This is a genomic window from Bacillus cereus group sp. BfR-BA-01355 (assembly GCF_022663675.1).
Taxonomy (GTDB): Bacteria; Bacillota; Bacilli; order Bacillales; family Bacillaceae_G; genus Bacillus_A; species Bacillus_A thuringiensis_S.
Window position 1 is genome coordinate 1 of record NZ_JAKUFY010000113.1, and the last position, 17,478, is coordinate 17,478.

Below are 17,478 nucleotides of genomic sequence, written 5' to 3' on the forward strand. Positions count from 1 at the left end.
TTGGATGAGGCGTCGTTACAATAATCTCTTTGCAAGATGGCAACATTGAGTGCACATCTAACGCAACATCACCTGTTCCTGGTGGTAAATCTAGTACTAAATAATCTAAATCGCCCCATTCCACTTCTGTGAAGAAGTGGTTTAACATTTTCCCAAGCATAGGTCCTCTCCAAATAACTGGTGCATTATCCTCTACAAAGAAGCCCATTGAGATTACCTTTACACCTAAACGTTCCACCGGAATTATCTTGTCACCTCTTACGATGGGACGTTTTTCTATCCCCATCATGTCTGGCACACTAAAACCGTAAATGTCCGCATCAATAATACCAACTTTTTTTCCTAAACGAGCTAAAGCAACTGCAAGGTTAACGGAAACGGTTGATTTTCCCACGCCACCTTTTCCACTCGCTACTGCTAAGAATGTCGTTTTTGAATTTGGTGACAATAAAGATTCACTTTGCTCTGCTTCTTGTTCTGGTGCAAACTGAGCTAATTCCTCTTCTGTAAATTCTGCAAAACGAAGTCCAACTGTTGCTGCTCCAAGTTCTTTTACTAACTTTACAATTCCAGACTGCAACTGCATTTGTTCCGCTGTACCAGTTTTTACGATTGCAATTTTGACACTCACATGTTCCTTCTCAGGCTTGACTGTTACCTCTTTAATTGCACTTGTTTCTTTTAATGTTTTATGTAAAAACGGATCTACAATCCCTTCTAACGCTTCAACCACTTGTTCTTTCGTTACCATAATTAACCCAGCCCCCTGTATGAAAAATAACGTAATGTTAATTGAATTCATCTTTGTTTATTCTTCAAATAAATGCGTTTACATTTCCAGTATAACATATTTTCCGAAAACTTCGTTAACGAGAGAAACTCAAAAAAATCCTCCTTATTCTGGAGGATTTCCTTTTTCCGTGAAATAACGCAATATACCACGGTATATTGCAGCTGCTACCTTCTGTTGATATTTCTCCGAATTTAACATATACCTTTCGTTCACATTCGATAAAAAGCCGGCTTCAATTAAAGCACCTGGTGTTTTCGCATACTTCAATAAGTATACGTGAGAGATTGTTTTAGCAGAACGATTCGTATTTTCTAAACTCGTTCTCAATTCAGCCTGTATAAATTTAGCAGCACGTTCATTTTCAATTGAAGAGCGATAGTAGAATGTTTGTGCGCCTTTCGATCCACTACTAGTTAAAGCATTTAAATGAATGCTTGCAAAAAAGTCTATATCTGGTTTATTGATGATTTCTACACGTTTTTTTAAATCCTCCGCTTTACGTCTACTATATGACTTTGTATCTTTGTTAGCTAAATCATAATCTCCCTCACGCGTTAAAATAACTAGTGCACCTTGTTCTTGTAAATAGTCTTGTACCTTTTTTGTAATTTCAAGCGTAATATCCTTTTCTATAATATCCTTTCCACCAACAGCCCCTCCATCTGGTCCACCATGCCCAGCATCTAATACGATTACTTTCCCTGATAAGGGTAAATTCCAAGCTCGCCACGATTTTGTGATTTGAAATTCTTGTTTGACTAAAAAAAACAAAACAACCGCAGCGAGTGCAAAAGAGATAATTCGAATTCTCTTCATACCTTTCCTCCTCCAGCTAGTCCCTCTAATTACTTATATGGGACAAGAGGAAAGTTTATGCTTGTCTTAATGAAGCTTTAATCGATATCTTCTTTCACCTTTTTCATACCCTTCTTGCCACCACAATCCTATAAACTGCTGACAAGATTCAAAAAGTAATTCCTCATCTTTCAACTTTATTTCTCGCATAGTCATACTCGTTAAAAATTGAAATAGCGTTTCAGTTAATTGTTGTTCTTCTTCTAAAGCTCTATATTTCACATCAAAAAACGATTCACCATAATAACCAAATTTACTATATCTCGCTCCTAATAAATAAGATTCTATCCCTAATTCAATACAGTAATCTTCATACTGACGATGAAGCTCTTGCATTTGAAAGGCATCACGAATATTTGAGCGCAATGTTTTTAATGATAATTCTCGCAGCATCTTCCGCTCGTATTTTAACTGCTTTTCTTTTTGTTTTTCTTGTAAGCTGACAATGACATTCATAGTACTTATAAACCTCCCTAATACGTATTAGTCTAAACTTCTAAAGAAGAAGCATACGCGAGGCCGTAGCACTAAAATATTCCAAGCTAAAAAAATTGTAAAAGAGGAATGAAACACAAAAAAACCCCAACCAAAATGGTTGGGGTTTGTAGTTCGCAAAAATTAACGTTTTGAGAACTGAGGTGCACGACGTGCGCCTTTAAGACCGTATTTTTTACGCTCTTTCATACGTGCGTCACGAGTTAATAGACCTGCACGTTTTAGTGTTAGACGGTATTCTGGATCAGCTTTTAATAAAGCGCGAGAAATACCGTGACGAATAGCACCAGCTTGACCAGTGTATCCACCACCATTTACGTTTACAAGTACATCGTAGTTACCTAAAGTTTCTGTTGCAACTAGAGGTTGTTTCACTACTTCACGTAATGCAGCAAATGGGATATAGTTTTCAAAATCACGACCGTTAATGATAACGCGTCCTTCGCCTGGAACTAGGCGTACGCGCGCTACTGAACTCTTACGACGTCCAGTGCCATAGTATTGAACCTGTGCCAAAGTAAGCCCTCCTTTAATTAATTATCCGCGAAGTTCGTAAACTTCTGGTTTTTGTGCTTGGTGTGGATGCTCTGCTCCAGCATACACGTTAAGTTTCTTAGAAACTTGACGGCCTAAGCGTCCTTTTGGAAGCATGCCTTTAATTGCAAGCTCTAACATTTGTACAGGGTAGTTTGTACGCATTTCAAGAGCTGTTCTTTGCTTAAGTCCACCTGGGTGGTTAGTGTGACGGTAGTAAATTTTATCGTTTAATTTATTACCTGTTAAATGAATTTTCTCAGCGTTAATAATAATTACATGATCACCCGTGTCAACGTGTGGTGTAAATGTAGGTTTGTTTTTACCACGTAAAATGGATGCTACTTCAGTAGATAGGCGACCTAAAGTTTGACCTTCAGCATCAACCACATACCATTTACGCTCAACTTCGTTAGCTTTTGCCATAAAAGTCGTACGCATGTGTTTCCCTCCTCGTTATCTTTTCCATAGAAAAAATCTATTGTTTATCTTAAACACGATTTCCTTCCGGGGCTAATCGTGGTTTTAGAAACAATACCATATGTTATGATATACTTTTGAGTTTCTAATGTCAAGCAAATGTTACACCAGGATTAGTTGTTATAGTTTACCTCCCATAGGTAAAGCCCATGACCTGGAGCCATCTTTCCAGCAAACTGACGATTTTGTTTCGCTAAAATCTCTGGAATGCTATCAGGATCAAGCTTTCCTTGCCCTACGTTAAGTAACGTACCAACAATAATTCTGACCATATTATATAAAAATCCATTACCTACAAAACGAAAAATTAATTCATCATCTTGCTCAATTAACTCGATTTCATAAATTGTTCGCACTTTATCTTTTTTGTCAGTTTTTGCCGAGCAAAAAGAAGTGAAATCATGCGTTCCAATAAAATAAGGAATTGCTTTTCTTATAGAATTGATTTCGAGCGGATATGGATATTGATATACGTAATTTCTACGGAATACATCCGCAGTCTTTGATAATAATACACGATAACGATATTCTTTTTTCTCAACACCGTAACGTGCATGAAATTCTTCTGTTTTTTTCTCTACTCGCCTAATAACAATATCATCTGGCAACATTGTATTTAAAGCGTTATTCCATTGCCACTCCTCAAGAGACAAAGGAGTATCAAAGTGTATTACTTGCCCTTTTGCATGAACCGTAGAATCTGTTCTACCAGACGCCTGAACACGAACAAGTTCTCCCTTATGCAATTTCTGTAATGCTTTTTCTATCTCCTGTTGAACAGTACGATGCTTCGGCTGAATTTGATAACCACAAAAATGCATACCATCATATGCAACCGTACATTTTATTCTATCCATTTCTCTATTCTCCATTACGATCGCACCCATGCCAAAATACAAGCTAAACAAAATAAGCTTACAATCGTTACTGTATCGCTTGTTTTCCAGCGTAGTTGCCTAAATTTAGTACGTCCTTCACCACTTTGATATCCACGAGCTTCCATCGCAATAGCTAAGTCCTCTGCACGCTTAAAAGCACTGATAAACAGAGGAACGAGCAGTGAGATAATAGCTTTCATTCTATCTTTTATCGGTCCACCAGCGAAATCAATACCACGTGATGCTTGTGCTTTCATTATTTTACTCGTTTCATCCATTAATGTCGGGATAAAACGAAGAGAAATTGACATCATTAATGCGATTTCATGAACAGGAACCTTTATACGCTTCAATGGCTTTAATAACGTCTCCAAACCATCTGTAATTTCAATAGGTGTCGTCGTTAACGTTAATAATGTCGTCATTAAAATAATAACGAAGAACCGTACAGAAATGTATATCCCTTGCTCTAATCCTTTTTCATGTATCGAAAACCAACCAAGCTGGAGTAGTACATCCCCCTCTTTATTTGTAAAAATATGCAGGAAAAATGTAAAAAGAAAAATCCATAAAATTGGTTTTAAGCCCGAAAGTACATAACGAATCGGCACTTTTGCAAAAAATAAAGCAATGAGTGCATATAAAAATAAAAATCCATATGAAATCGCATTATTTGCTAAGAAAACAACAAATACATATAAAAAGACAATCAGCAGCTTCGTACGTGGATCAAGTTGATGAATAAGTGAATTGCCCGGGATATATCTCCCAATAATCAACTGCTGCATGATTCATGACCACCTTTTCGTAACACCTGCACAACTTCATGAGTAAGATCCTCTAAAGATAAGGTAGCCTTTGGAATTGAAATACCAAACTTCTCTTCAATTGCACGTTTATACTTTAATGACATAGGAAGATCCACACCAATTTTCTCTAGTTCATCAGCATGTGAAAATACTTCCTCTGCACTTCCTTGCAAAAAGACCGTTCCTTTATGCATAACTACAATTTGTTCCGCATACTGAGCAGCATCTTCCATATTATGCGTTACAAGGATAACTGTAAGCCCTTTCTCCTTATGCAACTTATAAAACATCTGCATAAGTTCGTTCTGCCCTTTTGGATCTAGACCTGCTGTAGGTTCATCTAATACAAGCACTTCAGGTTCCATTGCCAGTACACCCGCTATAGCAACACGTCTCATTTGTCCACCACTTAATTCGAACGGAGAACGTGTTAACAGTTCCGGTTCTAGCCCTACAAGTTCTATTGCCTCTCTAGCCTTTTGCTTCGCTTCGTCTCCAGATACCCCGAAATTAGTAGGTCCGAAGCAAATATCTTTCTCCACAGTTTCTTCAAACAACTGATGTTCCGGGAATTGAAAGACAACCCCTACTTTTTTACGTAGTGGCTTTAGCTTTTTTTCTTTCTTTCCTGCCGAAATCAAATGTTCACCAATTTGAACTGTACCATTTGTCGGCTGCAATAAACCATTTAAATGTTGAATCATCGTCGACTTACCTGAACCAGTATGACCGATAATGGCATAATAGCCCCCACTTGGAAACGACACGTCTACATCATAAAGTGCGCGTCTTTCAAATGGAGTTTTATATTGATAACGATGTTCTACTTTTTGGAATGTAATCTCCAAAGTTCGTTCACCAAGCTTTCCATTGTAAGATGCGTATTTTGCAAAAGAATTTCATTTCTTTTTAATAATTCTGCTATTTTCACCGAAAAAGGTACATCTAAGCCAATTTCTTGGAGCATATGAGAGGACTTGAAAATTTTCTCTGGAGTCCCTTCCTCTAATATTTCTCCCTTATTTAAAATAATGACACGATCTGACTGCGCCGCTTCTTCTAAATCGTGCGTAATTGATAACACGGTAATACCTTTTTGATTAACAAGTTGTCTAACCGTTTCTACTACTTCACGTCTTCCTTGAGGATCTAACATTGACGTTGCTTCATCTAATATTAAAATAGATGGCTGAAGTGCTAAAACGCCTGCTATTGCCACTCGCTGTTTTTGCCCACCAGATAAGGAATGAGGCTCATCATTAAGAAAATCTTCCATACGGACAAGTCGTAAGGCCTGTTCTAATCTTTCAATCATTTGTTCTCTTGGCATTCCGATATTCTCTAAACCAAATACAACATCATCTTGCACTGTTGTTCCAACAAATTGATTATCTGGATTTTGAAATACCATTCCAATTTGTTTTCGAACATCCCATACCGTTTCCTCTGATAAAACCATTGAATCATTTACTGTAATAGTCCCTGCTTCCGGCAAAAACAAACCATTCAATAATTTTGCAAGTGTAGACTTTCCTGAACCGTTTTGTCCAATAATAGATACCCATTCTCCCTCATATAAGGAAAATGAAACATCTTTTAATGCATACGTGGCTGCCCCAGGATATTGAAATGATATATTTCCTATCCGAAGTTTCTCTTTTTTCAATAGAAGGCACCCTTTCCTTCGCCAAGCTCGCCTATTTTTATATTTAAAAAAAAGGGCCATGACCAGTTTCTTGAAAAGAACTGTCCTGCCCTTTTAATTATCATTATACTAACTCGATAATTACCATTGGTGCTGCGTCTCCGCGACGTGGACCAATTTTTGCAATACGAGTGTATCCGCCTTGGCGCTCAGCATAGCGTGGAGCTACATCAGCGAATAATTTTTGAAGTGCATCTTGACCAGTCTCAGCGTTAGCTACTTCATTGCGAATGAAAGCTGCTGCTTGACGACGAGCATGAAGATCTCCGCGTTTACCTAAAGTGATCATTTTTTCCACTACAGAACGAAGTTCTTTTGCACGAGTTTCTGTCGTTTGGATGCGCTCGTTGATAATTAAATCAGTAGCTAAGTCACGTAACATAGCTTTACGTTGCGCACTTGTACGGCCTAATTTTCTGTATGCCATTCGTAGTTCCCTCCTTTGTTCATGGGTTTAAATCCTCAGTCGTCTTTACGTAAACCTAAACCTAATTCCTCAAGTTTATGTTTAACTTCTTCTAAGGATTTACGTCCTAAGTTACGAACTTTCATCATATCTTCTTCTGTTTTGTTCGCAAGCTCTTGTACAGTATTAATTCCTGCACGTTTTAGGCAATTATAAGAACGAACAGAAAGGTCTAGTTCTTCGATAGTCATCTCAAGAACTTTCTCTTTTTGATCTTCTTCCTTCTCGACCATAATCTCAGCATTTTGTGCTTCATCAGTTAAACCAACAAAGATATTTAAATGCTCAGTTAAGATTTTGGCACCTAAAGAGATAGCTTCTTTTGGCCCGATGCTTCCATCCGTCCATACATCAAGCGTAAGCTTATCATAATTAGCCACTTGTCCGACACGTGTCTTTTCCACTTGGTAAGTCACACGTGATACTGGAGTATAAATAGAATCAATAGGAATTACTCCTATTGGTTGATCTTCGCTTTTATTTGCATCAGCTGGCGTATACCCACGGCCACGCTTTGCAGTTAAACGCACGCGGAAATGCGCATCTTTTGCTAACGTTGCAATGTGTAAATCTGGATTTAAGATTTCTACATCACTATCGTGAGTAATATCAGCAGCTGTGACAATACCTTCGCCCTGCACATCAATTTCCAACGTCTTCTCTTCTTCAGAGTAGATTTTAAGAGCTAACTTTTTCAAGTTTAAGATGATCGTCGTAACGTCTTCTACTACGCCCTCAACTGTTGAAAATTCATGTAATACGCCATCGATTTGGATAGCAGTAACAGCGGCACCAGGGAGTGAGGATAAAAGAATACGACGTAAGGAGTTACCCAAAGTAGTACCATATCCACGCTCAAGCGGTTCAATTACGAATTTACCATATTTAGCATCTTCGTTAAGTTCAACCGTTTCGATTTTCGGCTTTTCGATTTCAATCATTAACTAAACCCTCCTTCAAAACGTCGAAACCCCGGTTAAACAAAGGTATAACCCCTGTCTAACCGAAAGTCCCCCTTAGGCAGTTCCCGATTGTGCACAACAAGCGATGTTTCTGTACGAAATTTCTCGATAATGCATCATATCCATTATAGACAAAAGGGAAAATTCTATACAGAAAAATTACACACGACGACGTTTTGGCGGACGACATCCATTATGAGGAACTGGAGTAACATCTCTAATTGCTGTTACTTCTAGACCTGCAGCTTGAAGAGCACGAATTGCAGCTTCACGACCAGCACCAGGACCTTTAACAGTAACCTCTAAAGTTTTTAAACCGTGCTCCATTGCAACTTTAGCAGCAGCTTCAGCAGCCATTTGCGCAGCGAATGGAGTAGATTTACGAGATCCACGGAAACCAAGTGCACCAGCACTAGACCAAGAAAGTGCGTTACCGTGAGTATCTGTAAGTGTTACGATTGTGTTGTTGAAAGTAGAACGAATATGAGCTATACCAGCTTCGATATTCTTTTTCACACGTTTTTTACGAGTGTTTGTTTTACGTGCCATTGTTAGTTCAACCTCCTTTACTTATTATTTCTTTTTATTTGCTACTGTACGACGTGGACCTTTACGTGTACGAGCATTGTTTTTAGAATTTTGACCACGAACTGGTAAACCACGACGGTGACGAAGACCACGGTAAGAACCGATCTCCATTAGACGTTTAATGTTAAGAGATACTTCACGACGAAGGTCTCCCTCAACTTTAATACGATCGATAACATCACGGATACGTCCTAATTCGTCTTCCGTTAAATCACGAACTCGTGTTTCTGAAGAAATACCAGCTTCAGTAAGAATTTTTTCAGCAGTTGTGCGACCAATGCCGAATACGTAAGTTAAAGAAATAACAACGCGTTTGTCTCGAGGAATATCTACACCTGCGATACGTGCCATTCTGAATGCACCTCCTTCTGATTAACCTTGTTTTTGTTTATGTTTAGGGTTTTCACAAATAACCATTACTTTTCCACGTCTACGAATAACTTTACATTTTTCGCAGATTGGTTTAACTGACGGTCTTACTTTCATGTCTCGAACCTCCTTAAAGATTACGGAGTGCTATATTATTTAAAACGGTACGTAATACGACCACGATTTAAATCGTACGGAGATAATTCTACCGTAACTTTGTCTCCTGGTAAAATACGAATGAAGTTCATACGGATTTTACCAGAAACGTGAGCCAATACGACATGCCCATTCTCTAATTCTACTTTGAACATAGCATTTGGCAACGTTTCAAGAACGGTACCTTCGACTTCAATTACATCATCTTTAGCCATTCAATAGTTCTCCCTTCTTCAAATCAGTAACATTTTACACTGCTCTGAAATCCCGGAGAGCCAGCTACTTATAAAGTGGTAAGGATTTCGTATCCTGCTTCTGTAAGAGCAATCGTGTGCTCAAAATGGGCACACCATTTACCATCTACCGTTACCACTGTCCAGTCATCAGATAGTGTTTTTACATATCGTCTTCCTTGATTCACCATCGGCTCAACACAGATGACCATTCCCGGCTTTAATCTAGGGCCTCTATTTGGTGGACCATAGTGCGGGATTTGAGGGTCCTCATGTAAGTCTTGCCCGATTCCGTGACCAACATACTCCCTAACGATCGAGAATCCATTCTCTTCAGCATGGGTTTGAACCGCATGTGAGATATTTGATAATCTCTCGCCTGGTTTTACTTGTTCTAGACCAAGATACAACGATTTTTCTGTGACATCAAGTAGCTTTTGAACAGATTCAGAAATGTTTCCAACTGGATACGTCCATGCAGAATCTCCATGGTACCCATTGTATTTCGCACCAATATCGATACTGATGATATCGCCCTCTTTGAGCTTGCGCTTTCCTGGAATTCCGTGTACAAGCTCTTCATTTACAGAAGCACATATGCTCCCCGGAAATCCGTTGTATCCTTTAAAAGATGGCGTAGCACCATATTTTTGAATCGTCTTTTCCGCTATTTGATCGAGCTCTTTCGTTGTAATTCCTGGAGTAATGTGCTGTTTCAACTCTTGATGAGTTAAAGCAACGATTCTGCCAGCTTCTCGCATGATTTCTATCTCGCGAGGAGTTTTGCAGATGATCATTACGCTAAGCCTCCGATGAGAACATCGATATCAGCAAATACTTTATTGATATCTTGCTCACCATTAATGCTTTTTAAGTAACCAAGCTCGTCGTAGAAATCAAGCAAAGGTTTTGTTTGCTTAATATTTACATCTAAACGATTTGCTACAGTTTCTTCATTGTCATCAGAGCGTTGGTATAATTCGCCACCACATTTATCGCACACATCAGCTTTTGCTGGTGGATTGAATTCTAAGTGGTAAGTCGCACCGCACTCTTTACAAATGCGACGGCCTGTAAGGCGTTTTAATAACAACCCTGAATCCACATTAATGTTTAAAACATAGTCGATTTTTTTGCCAAGATCTTTCATAATCTCTTCAAGAGCTGATGCTTGTGCAACAGTTCGTGGGAAACCGTCTAGTAAGAAACCTCTTACGCAGTCTTCTTGACTTAAACGTTCACGAACAATTCCGATTGTAACTTCATCTGGAACAAGTGCACCTTTATCAATAAAAGATTTTGCTTGTAGACCCATTTCAGTTTCAGCCTTCATAGCTGCACGGAACATATCTCCTGTTGAAATGTGAGGGATGTTATACTTGGCTACAATCTGTTCGGCTTGTGTACCTTTACCAGCACCAGGAAGCCCCATTAAAATTAAGTTCATCCTTGTTCCCCCTCAGTACATGAGCATGTAGGGAAGATAGTTCTTCCCACTTACTCACTGCTTGATAAACCCTTTGTAATGGCGTTTTACCAGTTGGCTTTCTAGCTGCTTCATTGTTTCTAAAGCAACGCCGACAACGATTAACATACTCGTTCCACCAATCTGTGCAGATGGAGGAAGATTTCCCAATTTCGTAAAAATAACTGGTAAGATTGCAATCGCTGCTAGGAAAATTGATCCTACAAAGGTCAAACGATACAAGATTTTTGTTAGATATTGTTCTGTATTCTTACCCGGACGAATACCTGGAACATATCCACCTTGCTTGTTTAGATTCTCTGACATTTGCTCTGGATTAACCTGAACAAATGCATAGAAATATGTGAAGGCTACAATGAGCGCAACATATATGATCATTCCCACTGGGTGAGAATAGTTAAAGTTTGCAATAATCCACTGCGATACATCATGTTTCGGGAAGAACTGTGCAATAGTTGGAGGCGTAATTAAGAATGAAACAGCAAAAATGACTGGAATAACACCCGCACTATTTACCTTAAGCGGTAAATGTGTGTTTTGTGCTCCAGCATGATTCCCATTCCCTCCTGTTACACGCTTCGCGTATTGAATTGGGATCTTTCTAACAGCTTGTTGAATGAAAATAACACCAACAATAACTGCTAGCACAGCTAGTAAAATCAATGCAACTTTAACGATACTCATGAACAATTGATCTCCGATATTTTGAAACTGTTGTTGATACACTTGAGATATAACACTTGGGATCGCTGCAGCAATACCGCCAAAGATAAGGATGGAAATACCATTACCTACACCTTTAGCTGTAATCTGTTCGCCTAACCACATTAAAAATGCAGTACCAGCAGTCAGTACCGTAGCAATGTATAAATAAGTGCTCCAACCAGGATTCAAAATTAATTGCCCACCTACCATACCGTTAAAACCGATTGACATACCAAACCCCTGAATAAACGCAAGAACAATTGTAAAGTAACGCGTGAATTGCGTTAGTTTACGACGGCCCATTTCACCTTGCTTCGACCATTCCGAAAATTTAGGAACAACATCCATCTGCAATAATTGCACGATGATGGATGCTGTAATATACGGCATGATTCCCATCGCGAAGATGGAGAAGTTTTTCAAGGCGCCACCGCCAAATGTATTTAGGATGCCTAAAGCATTTAATTGGTCTTGTGCTTTCAGTACGTCTCCATTTGTAAATGGCACTGGGATAAACGTGCCAATCCTGAATACGATTAACATCGCTAAAGTGAATAATATTTTACGTCTTATCTCAGCAACGCGCATAAAGTTGGAGATTGTACGAAACATTAGATCACCTCAACTGATCCGCCAGCTGCTTCAATTGCTTCTTTAGCACTTGAAGAGAACTTGTGCGCTTTAACAGTTAGTTTTTTCTCTACTGCTCCGCTTGCAAGAATTTTAACACCGTCGTTTAACTTGCTGATAACGCCAGTTTCCAGCAATAATTCAGGTGTTACTTCTGTACCATCTTCAAAACGATTTAACGTTGATAAGTTTACAATAGTAAACTCTTTACGGTTAATGTTTGTGAAGCCGCGTTTTGGTAAACGACGGAATAATGGAGTTTGACCACCTTCGAAGCCAAGACGAACACCGCCACCAGAACGTGCGTTTTGTCCTTTATGACCTTTACCAGCAGTTTTACCGTTACCAGAACCGATACCACGACCGACACGGTTACGTACTTTACGAGAACCTTCTGCAGGTTTTAATTCATGAAGTTTCATTCCCAGGCACCTCCTTATATTAATGAGTTATCCTTAAGCTTCTTTTACAGTTAAAAGGTGAGAAACTTTGTTGATCATACCAAGAATAGCAGGAGTTTCTTCCTTAACTACAGTTGAATTCAACTTTTTAAGACCTAAAGCTTCTACCGTCGCACGTTGATCTTGTGGACGACCAATTACACTACGAGTGAGGGTAATTTCTAACTTTTTCGCCATTTGTTTTCCCTCCTTAACCTAGTAGCTCTTCTACAGATTTACCGCGTAATTTTGCAACATCTTCAGCGCGCTTAAGTTCGCTTAATCCGTTCACAGTAGCGCGAATCATGTTGATTGGTGTGTTAGAACCAAGAGATTTCGAAAGAATATCTTGTACACCAGCTAATTCAAGAACCGCACGAACAGGTCCACCAGCAATAACACCAGTACCCTCAGCAGCAGGTTTTAAGAATACTTCACCAGCTCCAAAGTGACCGTTGATTGTGTGTGGAATTGTTGTACCAACTAATGGTACAGCGATTAAATTTTTCTTAGCGTCTTCGATAGCTTTGCGAATTGCGTCTGGTACCTCTTGTGCTTTACCAGTACCGAATCCAACATGACCGTTTTTATCGCCAACTACAACTAGTGCAGCAAAGCGGAAACGACGACCACCCTTAACAACTTTCGCGACACGATTTATCGTAACTACACGTTCTTCAAGTTCTAATTTACTTGGGTCAATGCGATGCATCAATTTTCCCTCCTTTGACCATTAAAATTGTAATCCAGCCTCACGAGCAGCTTCAGCTAGAGCTTTAACACGGCCATGGTATAAGTAACCACCGCGATCGAATACTACTTCTTTAACGCCTTTCTCTACAGCACGCTTAGCAACTGATTCGCCAACTTTCGTAGCAGCTTCAGTATTGCTAGTACCGTTAAGAGCAAGGTCTTTATCAAGAGTAGATGCACTTACTAACGTTACACCATTCACATCATCAATAACTTGAGCGTAAATATGTTGGTTAGAACGGAACACGTTTAAACGTGGACGCTCTGCAGTACCAGTAAGTTTAGCACGTACACGTGCATGTCTTTTCTTACGAGTCGCATTTTTATCAGCTTTAGTGATCATTTTCTTGTCACTCCTTTCTCTCACCTAACGGGTTTACTTAGCAGTTTTACCTTCTTTACGACGAACAACTTCGCCTTCGTAACGAATACCTTTACCTTTGTAAGGCTCAGGAGCACGTACAGCACGGATGTTAGCAGCAAATTCGCCAACACGTTGCTTGTCGATACCTTTAATTACGATTTTAGTTGGTGCAGGTACTTCAACTTCAAGACCTGCTTCCGGAGTCATTTCTACTGGATGAGAATAACCTACGCTTAAAACAAGTTTATCTCCTTGTTTTTGAGCACGGTAACCAACACCGACTAATTCAAGTCCGCGTGCGAAACCTGCAGTTACACCTTCAACCATGTTTCCGATTAAAGCACGAGTTGTACCGTGTAATGCACGGTGTTCCTTCTGTTCAGATGGACGCTCAACTGTTAGTGTATTTTCTTCAATTTTGATAGACATATCAGCATTGAATTTACGAGTTAATTCACCTTTAGGGCCTTTTACTGTTACAGTATTGTCTTCTGCAATTGTAATAGTAACACCTGCAGGGATTTCAAGAATCTTTTTACCAATACGAGACATGTGGTCACACCTCCGTTCGTTTTAAATATATATTACCAAACGTATGCTACTACTTCTCCACCAGTTTGTAATTGACGAGCGTCTTTGTCTGTCATTACTCCCTTAGATGTAGAAACAAGAGCGATACCTAATCCGTTAAGTACACGTGGTACTTCGTCAGCTTTAGCGTAAACGCGTAAGCCAGGTTTACTGATACGTTTTAATCCAGTGATTACACGTTCATTGTTTGCACCATATTTCAGGAAAATACGAAGGATACCTTGTTTGTTATCCTCGATGTATTCTACATCACGAATGAAACCTTCACGTTTTAAAAGTTCAGCGATCTCTTTTTTGATTTTAGAAGCAGGAACCTCTAATTTCTCATGACGTACCATGTTCGCATTACGGATGCGAGTAAGCATGTCTGCAATTGGATCTGTCATCACCATGTGTTTTACCTCCTTCCCATTTGTGGGTTTTACCAACTAGCTTTTTTAACACCAGGAATTTGACCTTTATATGCAAGTTCACGGAAACAAATACGGCAAAGTTTAAATTTGCGGTATACAGAATGCGGACGACCGCAGCGTTCGCAACGTGTATACTCTTGTACTTTAAACTTAGGAGTACGCTTTTGTTTCGCTATCATAGATTTTTTAGCCACGTTTTCGCCTCCTCTACTTAGCGTTGGCTTCCATTATTTTTGGAATGGCATACCGAATTGTGTTAAAAGTTCACGAGCTTCTTCATCAGTTTTCGCTGTAGTAACGATTACGATGTCCATACCGCGTACTTTGCTTACTTTATCATAATCAATCTCAGGGAAGATAAGTTGCTCTTTAACACCTAATGTGTAGTTCCCACGACCATCGAATGATTTCTTAGAAACACCACGGAAATCACGTACACGTGGTAAAGAAACCGATACTAATTTGTCGAAGAACTCATACATTTGCTCGCCGCGTAAAGTTACTTTCGCACCGATTGGCATACCTTCACGAAGACGGAAACCAGCGATTGATTTTTTAGCACGAGTTACAACAGGTTTTTGACCTGCGATTTGTGTTAATTCTTCTACTGCATTGTCTAAAGCTTTTGAGTTAGATACCGCGTCACCAACACCAGTGTTGATTACGATCTTTTCGATTTTCGGTACTTCCATCACAGATTTATAGTTAAACTTGCTCACTAGAGCAGGAGTAATTTCCTTTTGGAACTTCTCTTTAAGGCGATTCAATGAAGTGACCTCCTTTCTTAAGAAAATTATTTATCTAATAATTCACCAGATTTTTTTGCAATACGAACTTTTTTACCATCTTCTACTTTGAAGCCTACGCGAGTAGGTTCACCTGTTTTCGGATCTAAAATCATAACGTTAGAAACGTGAATAGGTGCTTCTTTAGTAATAATTCCACCTTGTGGATTTAATTGAGATGGCTTAGAGTGTTTTTTAACGATGTTAACACCCTCAACGATAACACGGTTTTGCTTTGGGAAAGCCACAAGGATAACGCCTTGTTTTCCTTTGTCTTTACCAGTGATTACCTGTACTTTATCACCTTTTTTTACATGCATCTTAATTCTGCACCTCCTTAGCAAGGCAATACCTTAAATTATAGAACTTCTGGAGCTAAAGAAACGATCTTCATGAAGTTGCTATCACGTAATTCACGAGCTACTGGTCCGAAGATACGAGTACCACGTGGGCTCTTATCGTCTTTAATGATAACCGCTGCGTTTTCATCAAATTTGATGTAAGAACCGTCCGGACGACGAGCTCCGCTCTTCGTACGTACTACTACTGCTTTAACAACGTCACCTTTTTTAACAACGCCACCTGGTGTTGCTTGTTTTACCGTAGCAACGATAATGTCACCAATGTTAGCATATTTACGACCAGAGCCGCCTAATACTTTAATTGTTAAAAGTTCACGTGCACCAGAGTTGTCAGCAACTTTCAAACGAGATTCTTGTTGGATCATGTTATGAAACCTCCCTTCGGACTAAAAATTCCGATTCGTCTATTTAGATAATAACCGCTTCTTCAACGATTTCAACTAAACGGAAACGCTTAGTAGCAGAAAGCGGGCGAGTTTCCATGATTTTAACGATATCGCCAAGTTTCGCTTGGTTTTGCTCATCATGGGCTTTGTACTTCTTAGAATACTTAACACGTTTTCCGTACAAGGAATGAGTTTTGTAAGTTTCAACTAAAACTGTAATCGTTTTGTCCATTTTGTCAGACACTACACGACCAGTATAAACTTTGCGTTGGTTACGTTCGCTCACTATGCAAACCTCCCCTCAATTTATCGATTAATTCCGATCTCTCTTTCACGAACTACAGTTTTCATACGAGCAATTGCTTTACGCACTTCACGAATGCGAGTTGGATTCTCTAATTGTCCTGTAGCAAGTTGGAAGCGAAGATTAAACAACTCTTCCTTTAAAGCTTTAACTTTTGTTTCGATTTCGGCAGTGGTTAATTCACGAATATCATTAGTTTTCATTAGATTCACCACCATTTTCTTCACGTTTTACGAATTTACATTTCACAGGTAACTTGTGAGCTGCAAGACGTAATGCTTCGCGTGCTACCTCTTCAGATACACCCGCGATTTCGAACATAATTTTCCCAGGTTTTACTACTGCTACCCAGCCTTCTGGTGCCCCTTTACCGGAACCCATACGTACTTCTAGAGGTTTTGCAGTGTAAGGTTTAGAAGGGAAAATTTTAATCCATACTTTACCGCCACGTTTCATGTAACGAGTCATTGCACGACGAGCAGCTTCGATTTGACGGTTTGTAATCCATGAAGCAGCTTGTGCTTGTAAACCGAATTCACCGAAAGCAATTTCAGTTCCACCTTTAGCACGACCACGCATTTTACCACGATGCTCTCTACGATATTTTACGCGTTTTGGCATTAACATATTATTTTCCTCCTTCCTCAGAAGCTTTCTTTTTTGTAGGAAGGACTTCTCCACGGTAGATCCATACTTTTACGCCTAATTTACCGTATGTTGTATCAGCTTCAACTGCTGCATAGTCAATATCAGCGCGAAGTGTATGAAGTGGAACAGTTCCTTCACTGTAAGATTCTGCACGAGCGATATCAGCTCCGCCAAGACGACCAGAAACCTGTGTTTTAATACCTTTAGCACCTGCACGCATAGCACGTTGAATAACTTGCTTTTGTGCACGACGGAATGATACACGGTTTTCTAATTGACGAGCGATGT

General features: G+C 39.4%; 32 protein-coding genes. All 32 read right to left on the minus strand.

The features are described from left to right. On the minus strand, positions 1-751 hold a 751-nt coding region (locus MR167_RS25780; protein WP_242315855.1), incomplete at its 3' end, for a P-loop NTPase. A 144-nt stretch (positions 752-895) separates the two neighbouring features. Beyond that, positions 896-1,609, minus strand: coding sequence for an N-acetylmuramoyl-L-alanine amidase CwlD (gene cwlD / locus MR167_RS25785; RefSeq protein ID WP_000822437.1), 714 nt, complete (start codon positions 1,607-1,609; stop codon positions 896-898). 66 nt (positions 1,610-1,675) lie between these two features. Next, positions 1,676-2,104, minus strand: a complete 429-nt coding sequence (locus MR167_RS25790) for a DUF2521 family protein (RefSeq protein ID WP_001101005.1) — start codon at positions 2,102-2,104, stop codon at positions 1,676-1,678. A 162-nt stretch (positions 2,105-2,266) separates the two neighbouring features. Then, positions 2,267-2,659 carry a 30S ribosomal protein S9 gene (gene rpsI, locus MR167_RS25795; protein WP_000079986.1) on the minus strand — a complete coding sequence of 131 codons (393 nt, stop codon included), beginning with the start codon at positions 2,657-2,659 and terminating at the stop codon, positions 2,267-2,269. Between the two features lie 21 nt (positions 2,660-2,680). After that, the gene (gene rplM / locus MR167_RS25800; protein WP_001260795.1) at positions 2,681-3,118 is read right to left on the minus strand and encodes a 50S ribosomal protein L13; all 438 of its coding nucleotides are present in this window, start codon (positions 3,116-3,118) and stop codon (positions 2,681-2,683) included. A gap of 152 nt (positions 3,119-3,270) precedes the next feature. After that, complete coding sequence (truA, locus tag MR167_RS25805) at positions 3,271-4,014, minus strand: tRNA pseudouridine(38-40) synthase TruA (RefSeq protein WP_002084072.1); 744 nt, start codon at positions 4,012-4,014, stop codon at positions 3,271-3,273. 14 nt (positions 4,015-4,028) lie between these two features. Continuing rightward, on the minus strand, positions 4,029-4,823 hold the full coding sequence (locus MR167_RS25810; RefSeq protein WP_001186530.1) for an energy-coupling factor transporter transmembrane component T family protein: 795 nt from the start codon (positions 4,821-4,823) through the stop codon (positions 4,029-4,031). Then, a complete protein-coding gene (locus tag MR167_RS25815) occupies positions 4,811-5,692 on the minus strand; it encodes an energy-coupling factor ABC transporter ATP-binding protein (RefSeq protein WP_000406529.1) in 882 nt (293 codons plus the stop codon). The genes MR167_RS25810 and MR167_RS25815 overlap by 13 nt, the downstream gene beginning before the upstream one ends. Next, positions 5,668-6,510: an energy-coupling factor ABC transporter ATP-binding protein gene (locus MR167_RS25820; protein WP_000711763.1), complete on the minus strand. Its 843-nt coding sequence runs from the start codon at positions 6,508-6,510 to the stop codon at positions 5,668-5,670. The genes MR167_RS25815 and MR167_RS25820 overlap by 25 nt, the downstream gene beginning before the upstream one ends. Before the next feature lie 103 nt (positions 6,511-6,613). After that, the gene (gene rplQ, locus MR167_RS25825) at positions 6,614-6,976 is read right to left on the minus strand and encodes a 50S ribosomal protein L17 (protein WP_000331490.1); all 363 of its coding nucleotides are present in this window, start codon (positions 6,974-6,976) and stop codon (positions 6,614-6,616) included. Between the two features lie 35 nt (positions 6,977-7,011). Continuing rightward, the gene (locus MR167_RS25830) at positions 7,012-7,956 is read right to left on the minus strand and encodes a DNA-directed RNA polymerase subunit alpha (protein ID WP_000569643.1); all 945 of its coding nucleotides are present in this window, start codon (positions 7,954-7,956) and stop codon (positions 7,012-7,014) included. 180 nt (positions 7,957-8,136) lie between these two features. Continuing rightward, positions 8,137-8,526: a 30S ribosomal protein S11 gene (gene rpsK / locus MR167_RS25835; protein WP_000101797.1), complete on the minus strand. Its 390-nt coding sequence runs from the start codon at positions 8,524-8,526 to the stop codon at positions 8,137-8,139. Between the two features lie 24 nt (positions 8,527-8,550). Then, positions 8,551-8,916, minus strand: a complete 366-nt coding sequence (rpsM, locus tag MR167_RS25840) for a 30S ribosomal protein S13 (RefSeq protein WP_000090792.1) — start codon at positions 8,914-8,916, stop codon at positions 8,551-8,553. Positions 8,917-8,937: 21 nt separating this feature from the next. Then, positions 8,938-9,051: a 50S ribosomal protein L36 gene (gene rpmJ, locus MR167_RS25845; protein WP_000868344.1), complete on the minus strand. Its 114-nt coding sequence runs from the start codon at positions 9,049-9,051 to the stop codon at positions 8,938-8,940. A gap of 35 nt (positions 9,052-9,086) precedes the next feature. Beyond that, positions 9,087-9,305: a translation initiation factor IF-1 gene (gene infA, locus MR167_RS25850; protein WP_001029884.1), complete on the minus strand. Its 219-nt coding sequence runs from the start codon at positions 9,303-9,305 to the stop codon at positions 9,087-9,089. A 68-nt stretch (positions 9,306-9,373) separates the two neighbouring features. Continuing rightward, a complete protein-coding gene (gene map / locus MR167_RS25855) occupies positions 9,374-10,120 on the minus strand; it encodes a type I methionyl aminopeptidase (RefSeq protein ID WP_000582539.1) in 747 nt (248 codons plus the stop codon). After that, positions 10,120-10,770, minus strand: coding sequence for an adenylate kinase (locus MR167_RS25860; RefSeq protein ID WP_001048995.1), 651 nt, complete (start codon positions 10,768-10,770; stop codon positions 10,120-10,122). Before MR167_RS25860 ends, map begins: the two co-directional genes overlap by 1 nt. Positions 10,771-10,824: 54 nt before the next feature. Beyond that, positions 10,825-12,126: a preprotein translocase subunit SecY gene (secY, locus tag MR167_RS25865; protein ID WP_000490118.1), complete on the minus strand. Its 1,302-nt coding sequence runs from the start codon at positions 12,124-12,126 to the stop codon at positions 10,825-10,827. After that, on the minus strand, positions 12,126-12,566 hold the full coding sequence (gene rplO / locus MR167_RS25870) for a 50S ribosomal protein L15 (protein ID WP_000766083.1): 441 nt from the start codon (positions 12,564-12,566) through the stop codon (positions 12,126-12,128). The genes secY and rplO overlap by 1 nt, the downstream gene beginning before the upstream one ends. 33 nt (positions 12,567-12,599) lie before the next feature. Further along, on the minus strand, positions 12,600-12,782 hold the full coding sequence (rpmD, locus tag MR167_RS25875; RefSeq protein ID WP_001085233.1) for a 50S ribosomal protein L30: 183 nt from the start codon (positions 12,780-12,782) through the stop codon (positions 12,600-12,602). Between the two features lie 13 nt (positions 12,783-12,795). Beyond that, entirely contained in the window at positions 12,796-13,296 is a 501-nt protein-coding gene (gene rpsE / locus MR167_RS25880; protein ID WP_000554646.1) for a 30S ribosomal protein S5, read from the minus strand. 21 nt (positions 13,297-13,317) lie between these two features. Continuing rightward, complete coding sequence (rplR, locus tag MR167_RS25885) at positions 13,318-13,680, minus strand: 50S ribosomal protein L18 (protein WP_000628818.1); 363 nt, start codon at positions 13,678-13,680, stop codon at positions 13,318-13,320. Positions 13,681-13,713: 33 nt separating this feature from the next. Then, complete coding sequence (gene rplF, locus MR167_RS25890) at positions 13,714-14,253, minus strand: 50S ribosomal protein L6 (RefSeq protein ID WP_000086551.1); 540 nt, start codon at positions 14,251-14,253, stop codon at positions 13,714-13,716. A gap of 32 nt (positions 14,254-14,285) precedes the next feature. After that, the gene (gene rpsH / locus MR167_RS25895) at positions 14,286-14,684 is read right to left on the minus strand and encodes a 30S ribosomal protein S8 (RefSeq protein ID WP_000245511.1); all 399 of its coding nucleotides are present in this window, start codon (positions 14,682-14,684) and stop codon (positions 14,286-14,288) included. 29 nt (positions 14,685-14,713) lie between these two features. Beyond that, positions 14,714-14,899, minus strand: a complete 186-nt coding sequence (rpsN, locus tag MR167_RS25900) for a 30S ribosomal protein S14 (RefSeq protein WP_001085700.1) — start codon at positions 14,897-14,899, stop codon at positions 14,714-14,716. A gap of 33 nt (positions 14,900-14,932) precedes the next feature. Next, positions 14,933-15,472 (minus strand): 50S ribosomal protein L5, encoded by a 540-nt coding sequence (gene rplE, locus MR167_RS25905; protein ID WP_001080829.1) that lies wholly within the window; start codon positions 15,470-15,472, stop codon positions 14,933-14,935. A 26-nt stretch (positions 15,473-15,498) separates the two neighbouring features. Beyond that, entirely contained in the window at positions 15,499-15,810 is a 312-nt protein-coding gene (gene rplX / locus MR167_RS25910) for a 50S ribosomal protein L24 (RefSeq protein WP_000558200.1), read from the minus strand. A gap of 38 nt (positions 15,811-15,848) precedes the next feature. Beyond that, the gene (gene rplN / locus MR167_RS25915; RefSeq protein ID WP_000615912.1) at positions 15,849-16,217 is read right to left on the minus strand and encodes a 50S ribosomal protein L14; all 369 of its coding nucleotides are present in this window, start codon (positions 16,215-16,217) and stop codon (positions 15,849-15,851) included. A gap of 43 nt (positions 16,218-16,260) precedes the next feature. Continuing rightward, positions 16,261-16,524 (minus strand): 30S ribosomal protein S17, encoded by a 264-nt coding sequence (gene rpsQ / locus MR167_RS25920; protein ID WP_000004106.1) that lies wholly within the window; start codon positions 16,522-16,524, stop codon positions 16,261-16,263. Positions 16,525-16,544: 20 nt separating this feature from the next. Further along, entirely contained in the window at positions 16,545-16,745 is a 201-nt protein-coding gene (gene rpmC, locus MR167_RS25925) for a 50S ribosomal protein L29 (RefSeq protein WP_000855718.1), read from the minus strand. Continuing rightward, positions 16,735-17,169 (minus strand): 50S ribosomal protein L16, encoded by a 435-nt coding sequence (rplP, locus tag MR167_RS25930; RefSeq protein WP_000928969.1) that lies wholly within the window; start codon positions 17,167-17,169, stop codon positions 16,735-16,737. The genes rpmC and rplP overlap by 11 nt, the downstream gene beginning before the upstream one ends. 1 nt (position 17,170) lies before the next feature. After that, positions 17,171-17,478: 30S ribosomal protein S3 (gene rpsC, locus MR167_RS25935; protein ID WP_242315856.1), on the minus strand; the 308-nt coding region annotated here is incomplete at its 5' end.